5 protein-coding genes are annotated in these 10,963 nt (G+C 71.2%); 1 reads left to right on the top strand and 4 read right to left on the bottom strand.

Going from position 1 to position 10,963, the window contains the following annotated elements; translation table 11 throughout:
- Together ADK60_RS35415 and ADK60_RS35410 are read right to left on the bottom strand one after the other, a co-directional pair.
- A partial coding sequence (locus ADK60_RS35415; protein WP_053650964.1) for a TerD family protein occupies positions 1-511 on the bottom strand: 511 nt, incomplete at its 3' end.
- Positions 512-565: 54 nt separating this feature from the next.
- The gene (locus tag ADK60_RS35410) at positions 566-1,516 is read right to left on the bottom strand and encodes a LysR family transcriptional regulator (RefSeq protein WP_079008957.1); all 951 of its coding nucleotides are present in this window, start codon (positions 1,514-1,516) and stop codon (positions 566-568) included.
- A gap of 71 nt (positions 1,517-1,587) precedes the next feature.
- Between ADK60_RS35410 and ADK60_RS35405 the strand changes: the two genes are divergently transcribed.
- Positions 1,588-2,328: an SDR family oxidoreductase gene (locus ADK60_RS35405; protein WP_053650963.1), complete on the top strand. Its 741-nt coding sequence runs from the start codon at positions 1,588-1,590 to the stop codon at positions 2,326-2,328.
- 118 nt (positions 2,329-2,446) lie between these two features.
- Here ADK60_RS35405 and ADK60_RS35400 read toward each other — a convergent pair whose 3' ends face one another.
- On the bottom strand, positions 2,447-2,839 hold the full coding sequence (locus tag ADK60_RS35400; protein WP_053650962.1) for a hypothetical protein: 393 nt from the start codon (positions 2,837-2,839) through the stop codon (positions 2,447-2,449).
- Between the two features lie 25 nt (positions 2,840-2,864).
- On the bottom strand, positions 2,865-10,844 hold the full coding sequence (locus ADK60_RS35395) for a ricin-type beta-trefoil lectin domain protein (RefSeq protein WP_159400710.1): 7,980 nt from the start codon (positions 10,842-10,844) through the stop codon (positions 2,865-2,867).
- Between the last annotated feature and the right edge of the window lie 119 nt (positions 10,845-10,963).

Genomic DNA, 10,963 nt, shown 5'->3' with positions numbered 1-10,963 from the left:
CGCGGAACTTCCACTCGGCGCCGTTGCGGTACAGCTCGCCGAAGACCATCGCCGTCTCGGTGGAGGCGTCCTCGGTGAGGTCGTACCGGGCCAGCTCCTGGCCGTTGGCCTGGTTGACGATCCGGATGAAGGCGTTGCGCACCTGGCCGAAGCTCTGGAACCGGGCGTCGGCGTCGTAGATCGACACCGGGAAGACCACCTTGGCCACATCGGCCGGGACACCGGCCAGGTCGACCTTGATCTGCTCGTCGTCGCCGTCGCCGCCACCGGTCAGGTTGTCGCCGCTGTGCTCGACCGAACCGTCCGGGCTGCGCAGGTTGTTGAAGAAGACGAAGTGCTGGTCCGAGACCACCTTGCCGAGCGCGTTGCAGAGCAGCGCGCTCGCGTCCAGGTCGTAGTCGGCGCCGGTGGTGGTGCGGACGTCCCAGCCGAGTCCGACGATGACGGCCGTCAGGCCCGGCGCCTCCTTGGTCAGCGAGACGTTGCCGCCCTTGGCCAGCGAAACTCCCACGATTGCCCTCCTCGGTTGCTCTCCCTGCCAAACGAATCTACAGCACTGTAGAGATCACGAGAATCCGTCGGTCGGCACATCCGCAGATCCGGCCGGACCGCCGGCAGTCCCAGCGTCCGCCCGGTCGGGCAGCAGCCGGACCCGACGGGCCAGCAGCTCGACGAACGCCGTCGTCAGCGCGTCCGGCCTGGTCCTGGTGTACGCCACCAGGGGCCGCCGCACCGGCGGTTCGGGCCGCCGCACCAGCCCGTCGAAGCCGGGCGGCACGATGTTCGCGGGCACCAGCGCCGGGCCCAGCCCGGCGGCCGCGAGCAGCGGCGCCGCCGCCGTCTGCTCGGTGCGCACCGCCACCCCGGGCCGGAACCCGGCCGCCGCGCACGCCGCGTCCAGCACGTCCGCCAGGCCGTTGCCGGGGGCGTAGTGCACCCAGTCCCGCCCGGCCAGGGCCGCCAGCGGCACCGGAGCATCGTCCGACTCCCCCACCCCCTCGGGCGGGAGCACCAGGACGAACTCCTCCTCCCCCAGCTCCCGGATCGGCCCCTCCCAGCCCGCCGGCAACGGCCCCACCGCCACATCCGCCTGACCCGCCGTCATCGCCGCCCGGAGGTCCTCGGTGTGCGCGAACTCCCGCAGCCGGATCCGCACCTCCGGGTGCGCCGCCCGCCAGGCCCGCAGCACCGGCGGCAGCAGACCCAGGCTCACCGAGTACACCGTCGCCAACTCCAGCTCCCCGCCCGCCAGTCCGGCCGCGCTCAGGGCCGCCGCCCGCAGCCGCTCGGCGTCCGCCAGCGCCGCCCGCGCGTGCGGCAGCACCGCCCGCCCCATCGGCGTCGGCCGCACCGCCCGCGGCAGGCGCTCCAGCAGCGGCCCGCCGACGGCCTTCTCCAGCGCCCGCACCTGGTGCGAGAGCGCCGGCTGGGTGACGTGCAGCAGCTCGGCGGCACGGGTGAAGGACCCGGTGTCGACGACGGTCACCAGGTACTCGAACTGTCGGAGCGTGGTCATGCAACCAGTTTATGGATCTCTTCGAAAACAAGCCTTGGACGCATCACCACTGGTCGGAACAGCCTTGTCCCATGACCGACAGCACTCTCCCCCTCGCCTCCCGCCGCGTCGTCGTGATCGGCGCCGGCTCCCGCACCGGCCGTGCCCTCGCCCACGCCGCCTCCGCCGCCGGAGCCGAACTGGTCCTCGCCGGCCCCGACCCGCGCAAGCTGGAGTGGACGGCCGGCGAACTGCCCGGCCCCGCCCGGACCGTCCCCGTCGACCTCGCCGACGAGGCGTCCGTCGCCGCCCTCGCGGCCGCCACCGGCCGCTTCGACCACCTGGTCTCCACCGCCGCCATGCCCGCCAACGGCCCGCTGGCCGAACTCGAACTCGCCGACATCCACCGGGCGTTCGCCGCCAAGGTCTACGGCCCGCTGCTGCTCGCCAAGCACCTCGCCCCGCAGGCCGCCACCGACACCCCCGACGGCGCCTCGTTCACCTTCTTCTCCGGGGTCGCCGCCTGGCGCCCGGCCCCCGCCCGCACCGTGATGGCCACCACCAACGGCGCACTCGCCTTCCTCGTCCAGGCCCTCGCGGTCGAGATCGCCCCGGTCCGGGTCAACGCCGTCTCCCCCGGCATCGTCGACACCGGCGCCTGGGACGGCCTGGGCCCCGACAAGGCCGCCTTCCTGCGCTCCGTCGCCGACCGCAACCCGGCCCGCCGCACCGGCACTGTCGACGACCTGGTCGGCGCCGTCCGTTTCGCCATGACCAGCCCCTTCGTCACCGGCACCGTCCTGCACGTCGACGGCGGCGGCCGCCTGGCCTGACCCGGCGGCGTCAGGACCGGGGCCGGGGCCGGGGCCGGGGCCGGAAAACGGTCGGTGCCGTGGGCGGCTGCGCAGCCGCCCACGGCACCGGTCCTTCCTCACTCAGTCCTGCGCTCCGTCAGGACGAACCCCTTCCCTTCCGAGCGAGGGCCTGTCGCTCCCACGGCGACACCTCGGCGGTGACACGCCGCGTGTCCTGCCAGACCCCCTGCGAGGTGGGAACCCCCAGGGTCAACCGGGTGCCGTTGCCGGACGCGGTGACCTCGATCCGCTCATGGACGACCGCGTCGACGAACTCGAGGACGACCGGGACCGGAACGGCCTCGAAGACGTAGCCGTCACAGAGCACCCGCGCATTGTCCTGGCCTTCGACCAGGGACACGCAGAACTCCTGCCCCGCCACCGAGTCCGCCCACACGTCGACGATGCGGGGCTCGTCCATCACGGGCACCGCCTCGACCGACACGAACAGGCCGGACGCTGTCATCTCCTCGACGAACGCGTCGATCACCGTCGGTCCACCTTTCCTCTCTCCGTCATCGCCAGGTCACCGGCGGGTAGTTCCGCTGGCGGCCGGGGCGCCACGGTCCGAACCCGACGTCCACCTTCTTACCAGCGACCTTGACCCGGAAGACGGTGCGCGCGTTGGACTTGCGGTGGCTCTTCACCAGGCCCGCGTCCCTCGTGGTGGCGACGCTCCAGCCGGCGGACCAGCGGGCATCCCGCTTCCCCCGGTTCAGCAGGCCGGCCTTCTTGGCCCCCGAGTGGACATCGCCGAACAGCTTCGACTTCGCGCCGATCACCGGCATGTTGTACGCCCGGATCGCCATCTTCGAACGCGAGATCTTGATCAGGCGCGGATTCGGGGTCGCCTTGACCGCGGCCTTGACGGCCCTGGCCGCCTTGACCGTGTGGACAGCCGACACAGCCGCCTTGACAACCGGTCCGGCCCCGACCGTGGCCGCGACCGCGGTGACCGCCATCTCGGCGGCCTTCGCCCAGTTGCCGGTGGCCGCGTAGGAGACCGCGGAGACGACGGCCGAGATCGTGCCGATCGGACCCGGGATGTTGGATGCGACTTCGGCGACCTTGGCGACCACCTCCACCGTCTTCTTCAGCCACTTGGGCATGCCCCAGTTGCCGTCGAGGTCGGTGCAGTTGACCGGGTCGCCGGTGCAGTAGTCGTAGGCACTGGCGTTGCCGCCCGGGACCGGGTCGACCTGGAGGAAGCGGCCGAGGGCCGGGCTGTAGAGGCGGGCACCCATGAGGATGTCGCCGTCCTGCGCCTCGGCGGAGCGCTGCTTGCCGCCCAGCCAGCCGTAGCGGACGCCCGCCTGGCCGTCCTGCGGGATGCCGAACTCGTCGAAGTCCAGCACCACCGGCTTGGTCAGCGCCGGGTCGGTGACAAGCACCACCGAGCCGAACAGGTTGGTGAGCTGGAGCTGGACGTCACCGGTCCTGCTCGTGGTGGCCACCAGATCGGCGTCGGGGCCCGACACGTTGCGGGTCAGCGTGCCCTGGGTGGTGTCCTCGACGGTCCAGCGGACCTCGTCGGAGTCGTCACCGTAGTGGTTCAGCTTCGACGTGGCGCCGGCCCACGACCCGTCGGCCTGCTTCTTGCTGGTGGTGAACGCGGTCAGGCGGTGGGCGGCGTCGACGGCCCACTCCTGCTTGGTGTCCCCCTTCTCCTGGGCGGCGACGCGGTCGTTGGCCCAGTAGGTGTTGGTCGCACCGGTCGCGGTCTTCACCGTGCGCCCGAAGGCGTCGTAGGTGAAGCCGGGGTCGGTGAGGCGGTCGGCGCTGTCGTAGGTGTGGTTCTCCGCGACCGCTCCGGTCGTGCTGCACTCGCCCGACGCCCCCTTGGGGGAGGTCTGCTTGGACAGGCGGTTGGAACGGACGTCGAAGGCGTACTGGCGGGTGACGCAGCCGGCGGCGACCGTGGACTGCTCGGCCTTCACCAGCCGGCCGAGCCGGTCGTACTGGTAGGTACGGGTGGCGGTGGAGCTGGTGTCCTTGGCCACCTGGCCCTGGGTGGACATGTCGGTGGTCTGGGCCCAGACCACCTTGTTGTCGCTGGTGCGGGTGTAGGTGCGGCCGGTGGCCTCGCCGACCGCGTTGGTGGTGTCCTTGCGGACGATGCCGCCGGGGTAGGTCTGCTCGACGAGCTGGCCGTCCGGGCCGTACTTGGCGGTGAACTCGCCGGCCACGCTGTCGTTGACCGAGGTGACCAGTCCGCGCGGCTCCTTCGCGCGGTCGTAGGTGTAGGCGGTGGACCCGGTCGGGTCGGTGACCTTGACCGGCTTGCCGAACCGGTCGAACTCCGTGGTGGTCGTGGCACCGTCGGCGTCCGTGTAGGAGAGCAGCCGGCCGAGCTGGTCCAGGACGCGCACGAGCGACTTGCCGCCGGCCGTCGTCCTCACGCTGTCGCCGGTGGCCGGGTCGTACTCGGTGGTGACCTTCGGGAGCGGCTTGCCCTCGTCCGAGGTGATCTCGGTGGAGGTGATCCGGTCGGCGCCGTCGTACGTGACGACGGTCTTCCGGGACTTGCCCGCGTTGGTCTCGGTGGTCTCCTCCGGCTCGCCGAACGGCGAGTAGCGGGTGACCCGCTTGACCGGCAGGGTGGTCGGCATCCGTGCCGCGTCCCCGTCGGTGATCGCGCCGCCCGGCAGGGTGACGCAGGGCAGGCCCGCCCACTCGGGACGGTTGGCGCACGCCGCGTCGTCCGGGTTGGCGCCGGCGGTGTAGAACACCGACTTGACGGTCCCGGCGTCGGCGCCGTTGGAGCCCGCCTTGCGGGACTCCAGCGCGTGGCCCTGCGCGTCGTACTTGACGGTGGCCGTCGGCTTGGTGCCGAGCGCGTCGGTGGTGACCGAGGTGGGCTTCTTCAGCGTCCAGCCGGCGGTGCCGCCGAGCGGAGCGTCGTAGCCGGTCCTGGTGACCCGTACCTCGGCGTCGTCGGCGTAGCCGTCGATGCGGGCGCCGTCGGTGGCGGTGGTGACCAGGTGGTACGCCTGGCCGTCGGGCCTCCCTTCGTCGTAGGTGTTGGTGTTGTGGTCGCGCGCGACGACCGACGCGCCCGCCACCAGGGTCGGGTTGACGGTGCTCTTGGTCAGCGTGACGGTGTCGATCCCGGTGTGGTACCGGGCTCCGGTGCTGGCCGGGTTGGCGTCGGTGACGGTGATCCTGAGCTCGTGGTCACCGCGGGCGAGCCGGACCGACTGGCCGGTCGCGTACGGGACGACGGCCGGGTCGGCGGAGTACGTGTCGATCGGCTGGCCGACATTCTGCCCGTCGATCGCGAACTGCACGATGCCGTGGTCGCTGTACTTGGTCAGCTGCCCGGAAAGTACGTAGTCGCCCTCCTCCAGCACCTTGACCCGCACGGCGTCGAACGCGCCGGCCGCGGTGGCCCTGATGCTCAGGTGGGCACCGCCGGACCAGCTGAGGCCGCAGCAGTTCGTGTCGATCTGGGTCGGCGCGGTGCCGCCGAGCTGCGGGAGCTTCTCGGCCTCCGAGAACACGGTGGCCGGGGTGCTCTGGCCGACGACCTGCTCGGCGAGCGAGGCTCGGTACACCGGGCCGAGCGTCTCGACGACGTCGAGGCCGTCCGCACTGTAGGTGGTCCGCGAGTCCAGGAGCCGGGCCCGGGACTTGGTGATCTCGGCCTTGCGGGCCTTCTGCTCGTCGGTCAGGTTCTCGGCGAGCAGCTCGGCCGGGATCTGGGGCAGGCCCAGTTCGGCCGTGAACCGGTCCCACTCGGGGTGGGTGCCGAGCACGATCGTGCGGTTGGTGGCTTCCAAGGAGCGCACGACGTGGCCGTAGCGGTCGTACTCCTTGGTGTCGATGTCACCGCCCGGAGTGACCGACGGGCTGGCCGTGTTGACCTCGTTGCCGTTGGCGTTGAGGTAGTGGACGACGGCCGGCCTGTAACCGTCCCCGCCCGGCTTGGCCGCGGTGGCGGTGTTGGTGCCCGGGTCGTCCTCGGGGCCGAACACGGCGGTGGCGTCGGTGGGAGCGTCCAGCTGTGCCCACGTGGCCACGTGCGAGCCGCCCAGGTCGTACGGGCCCCCCGTACCGCGGGTGAGCGGCACGTCGTAGACCACGTTGGTCGCGACCTCACCGCTGACCTGGTCCTTCGACCCCTGGGCCAGGGTGGCGCGGCGGACCTTCAGCAGGCGCCCCGGGTCCTGGTCGGCCGCGGCCCTGCCGTAGTCGAAGTTCCACGGCAGCTCACCGGACGGGGTGATCCGGGTGACCCGGCCCTCGGTGTCGTAGCCGTACGTGGTCCTCAGCGGCTGCGCCAGGCGCGGGTCCCAGACCTGGGCGATGCGGCCCTTGTCGTCGTACGCGTAGTGGGCGACCTCGACGGCCTCCTGCTTGGAGGTCGCCGGGTTCCACGACCAGACCTTGACCGCCTTGACGCGGTCCGGGTAGTCGCCGGGCGTGGTACCCGTGGCGGTGAGGGCCTTGGCGTACTCGTACTCCATGACCTCGCAGCCGCGCGGCAGCGGGTCGACCGAGCAGTGGTTGACGTCGTCCACGCCCGGCTCGACCGCCGGGATGACGCGCTTCACCAGCGAACGGCCGTCAGCGGTGTCGTACTGGTAGCGGGTGGTCGAAGCCGCCTCGGGGCCGCTGTCGCTGACCACCTGGTAGATGTTCGAACCGGCCTGCTGTGCGAACACCGTCTTCGAACCGTCCAGCTCGGACAGCTCGTAGGTGGTGCCGGCGGTCTGGACGTTCCAGAGCTGGCTCGGACCGGCCCAGCAGACCCAGACCGAGGCGCCCTTGTCGGCGTCCAGGCACTTGCCCGAGTGGCGGTTCACCACCATGCCGTCGGTGCGGACCTCCCACTGCTGGTTGATGCCGCCGTTGCAGCCCCAGAGCGTCATCCGGGTGCCGTTGTCGACCTGGCCCAGCGGGTTGTCCAGGCAGTAGCCCAGCAGCCGCAGCGTCAGGTCGTCGCCACGCGTCCACTGCTGGTTCGCCGCGCCGGTGCAGGACGCCGGCTGCAGCCCGGCGCCGTTGCCGGCCGCGCCGTTCGGGACCTCCAGGCACTGGCCGGTGCTGCTGAGCACGATCGCGCCCGCGGTGGCCGGGACGGCCTTGAGAGTGAGCGACTCGGCGCCCGGCTCCGGGAAGAAGGTGCCGTCGGTGCCCTTGGCGAAGGTCAGCGAGGTGTCGTCGTTGCCCTTGATCTCGACCAGGTCGGACTGCGGGAACGACAGCGAACGGTAGTCCGAACCGGCACCCGCGTCGGGGCCTCCGGCCCACTGCGGACCGAACGGCGCGACGATCTCCTTCATCGACAGGTCGTCGAAGAAGACCTGCTTGTCCGCCGCGGTGAAGCCGTTGTAGAGGCGGAACCACGCCTCGGTGGCGTCGGCGGGGACGGCCAGGTCCACGCTCAGCTGCTGCCAGCCGTCGGTGAACGACGCCTTGGGCGAGGTGGTCTTGGCGTAGCCCGCGCCGGTCTTCACGAAGCCGGCGAGCCGCAGGCCGCGGTCACCGAAGTCCGGGTTGAGGCCGGTCGAGCCCGGCACGTAGATCCAGCCGGTGAGGCGGTAGGTGCGGCCCGGCTTCATGCCGAGCGCCAGGGTGTTGTCCGGGCCGACACCCGCGTAGGAGTCGATCTGGCCGGCCTGCCCGGTCGGCGTGATCAGCAGCGAGTCGGTCGAACTGTCATGACCGCGCGCCGTGGAACGCGACAGCGATGCCAGCCCGGCAGTGAAACCGTTGGTGTCGGTGCCGACCTGGCGCTGGTTCAGTGTGAGGCGCTCGCCCTGCGGCTGCCAGCCTCGGCCGAGGTCGCGCGAGGAGGTGGTGCGGGCCACCGACATACCGAACTCGTCGGCGTCCGTGACATCGGTGGAGTAGTCGCCGGTGAGCAGGTTGACCGAGCCCGGGCCGATCTGGGCGGCGGCCGCGCCGTCGGCGTTGCGGTCCACCGTGATGGTGTTCCAGACGGTGGTGTAGCCGTTGCCGGAGCCGTCCTCGGGGAACAGCTTGGCCCGGACCTGGACGACACCGCCGACACTGCCGAGGGTGTCGATGACCGTCCAGTTGGCGTGCGGGCCGAGGTCCGCCAGCCGCGGCCGGTCCTCGGTGACCGGGGTGTTGTCGGCCTTGGTCAGGTTGGTCCGGGGCACCGTGTACTCGGTGGCACCCGGGCCGCGGCGGTACTCGTAGACCACCCGCTTGAACTGCGCCTGGGCATCGACGGCCAGCTTGACGCGCTTGGCGGACTGGCTGCCGTTGACCGGCGAGCTCAGACCGGCCTGGCCGACCTGGAAGGTGTAGGTCGCCGGCGGGGACAGGTTGCCCGCGCGGTCCTTGGCCTGCACGCTGAGCACGCGCCGACCCTCGGTGGTCGGGGTGATGCTGGTGGTCAGCGTGGCGCCCGAGTCCACGGTGACAGCGGTGCCGCCGTCCAGCGTGTAGACGTACGCGGTCACGTCGTCCGTCCCGGCCGGGGCCGAGAAGGTGAACGAACCCGCCTGGTTGGCCGCGCCGTGCCACAGACCGTCCGACGGGTAGTCGGCGGAGGTCACGAACGGCGCACCCGGCTTGGTCGTGTCCACCACGAACTGCGTGGTCACCCAGTTGGAAGCGGACTTGCCGTCGTGCAGCATCGAGGAGATCGCGTACTGCACACCCTCGTCGAGCTTCGGCAGCCCGAAGTCGGACGCCCGGACGGACGCGACCGCGCCGTTCGGGGTGTCCTTCGGGATGGAGCCGATGAAGGTGCCGCCGCGCCACAGGTCGAAGTAGACCTTGACGTTGTCACCGTCGACGTCCGCGGCCTGCGTCAGGAAACGCGGGTTGGCGTCCGAAGTGTACTTCGGGGTGCCCGGCTGCGACGGCTGGATGTCCACCGACGCCGGGGTGGCAGGCACGGTGTTGTAGGTGATCGACAGGAACGGGGAGTGCTCGCCCTCGGAGGACTCGAACCGCTTCCAGGTGTAGGAGTCGTTCTCGTCCACCGCCTTGAGGCCCAGCGCGTACGTACCCACGCCCATGCCGGACCAGTCCCGCACCAGCTTGGTGACGTCGGCCTTCACCCAGTAGGTGCTGCCCTCGCCGAGGCAGTCGTGGCTGTCACCGTCGTTCGGCACGTCACGGGTCTCGTCGGAGACCGCGTAGCGGTCGATCATGCCGGGCTGGTTTCCCCAGCGGTTGCCCGTGTCGGCGTACTGGGCGGACCAGACCTCCCACTGCTTCTGCAGGCAGGAGGAGGAGTGGAAGTTCGCCAGGTACAGCTTGGCGTCCAGGATCTGCTTGCCGTTGAAGTCGCCACCGGGGAAGTGGATGAACGAACGGGCCTTGGTGGCACCGCCGTTGTACGTTCCCAGCTTCAACTCCGTGGAGGAGGAGTTGTCGGTGTTCTCGCCGGTGTGCACATATGTGTCGAAGTTCGCCTCGACGTTGACCGCCGGGTCGATCGTCACCGGGAACTGCGTCTTCGCGTCGGTCAGGAAGGCCGCGTCCGGGGTGAACACCAACTCGGCGTCCCCCCCGCTGCCGCGCAGCTCCATGAGGACGGGTGCACGGTTGAGGTGTTCGCCCGAAAGCTCGTCCACCGAGGCGTCCCACATGACCGGCGCCGGGATCCTGACGGCCACGTTGCCGTCGGCGCCCAGCAATTGGATCGCGCCGTCGGGCTGCCTGGCCACCTGGTAGCCGGTGGTGTCGATCGGCAGCGTGAGCGTGCCGGCCTGGGAGACCGCGCTGCGGTCCTTGACGATCAGGTACTGCTCGAAGCCGGTCCGGGTCGCCTCCAGGAGGAGGTCCACACCGGGGCGGGCGTCGACGTACGTGGCCTTGTTGCCGGACAGCTTGGGCTTGGGCAGTCGGCCCAGCCAGCCGAACTCGACCTGATGGCCCTCGGAGCCGATCTTGACCAGCGGGCGCTCGGCGGGCTTGGGCCCGGGCTTCGGGTCCTGCTTGGGCCCGGGCTTCGGGTCCTGCTTGGGGTCCGGCGTGGGTTCCTGCCCGGGCTCGGCGACCGGCTCGCCCTCGGTCGCGGCCCCGGCGCGCGCGGCACTGCGGGAGGCGTGCTCGGCGGGCTCCGGCGCACCGACGGCGGGGAGGCTGTCGCCCACCGTCACCCCGGCGTCGCCGCCCTCGAAGACCAGCCCCTCCGGGTGCGCCTTCGGTGCGACCTTGCCGTCCGGCGTCTGGACGAGGGTGGTGTCGACCGGGACCCACGCCTCGCCGACCTTCATCCGGACCGGACCGGTCGACCGCTCCGAGGTCAGCGTCCCCTCCGGGTTCGCCCACAGGGTGGTGAACTCGGTGCGGGCCTTGGTGACCTCGATCCGCTTGCCCTGCAGGCGGGCCGCCAGCAGTGCCGACGCCTCGTCAGGGGCCTCGGTGGTCGGCGCGGCCGGGGTGGCCGGCGCCTGCGGAGCGGGCTTCCTGTCCGCCTGGGGCGACGCCAGGGCGTCGGCCATGACACCGGTCTGCACCAGCAGACCGAGCGTCAGAGCCGTTGATATTCGGCGTATCCAGCGCATGGAAAAGGCCCCGCCGGTGGAACCGGGCGAGGCCGAGACTCGTGGTGTCATCAGGACTCTCTCGCATAGTGACAGGTCATCAGACGGCCCCGTTCGGGGCCTGGGAAAACCTCTCACCC

Source organism: Streptomyces sp. XY431 (assembly GCF_001279805.1).
Classification (GTDB): domain Bacteria; phylum Actinomycetota; class Actinomycetes; order Streptomycetales; family Streptomycetaceae; genus Kitasatospora; species Kitasatospora purpeofusca.
Note: the sequence above shows the minus strand (reverse complement) of the source record. Positions and strands in the feature narration are given on the sequence as shown.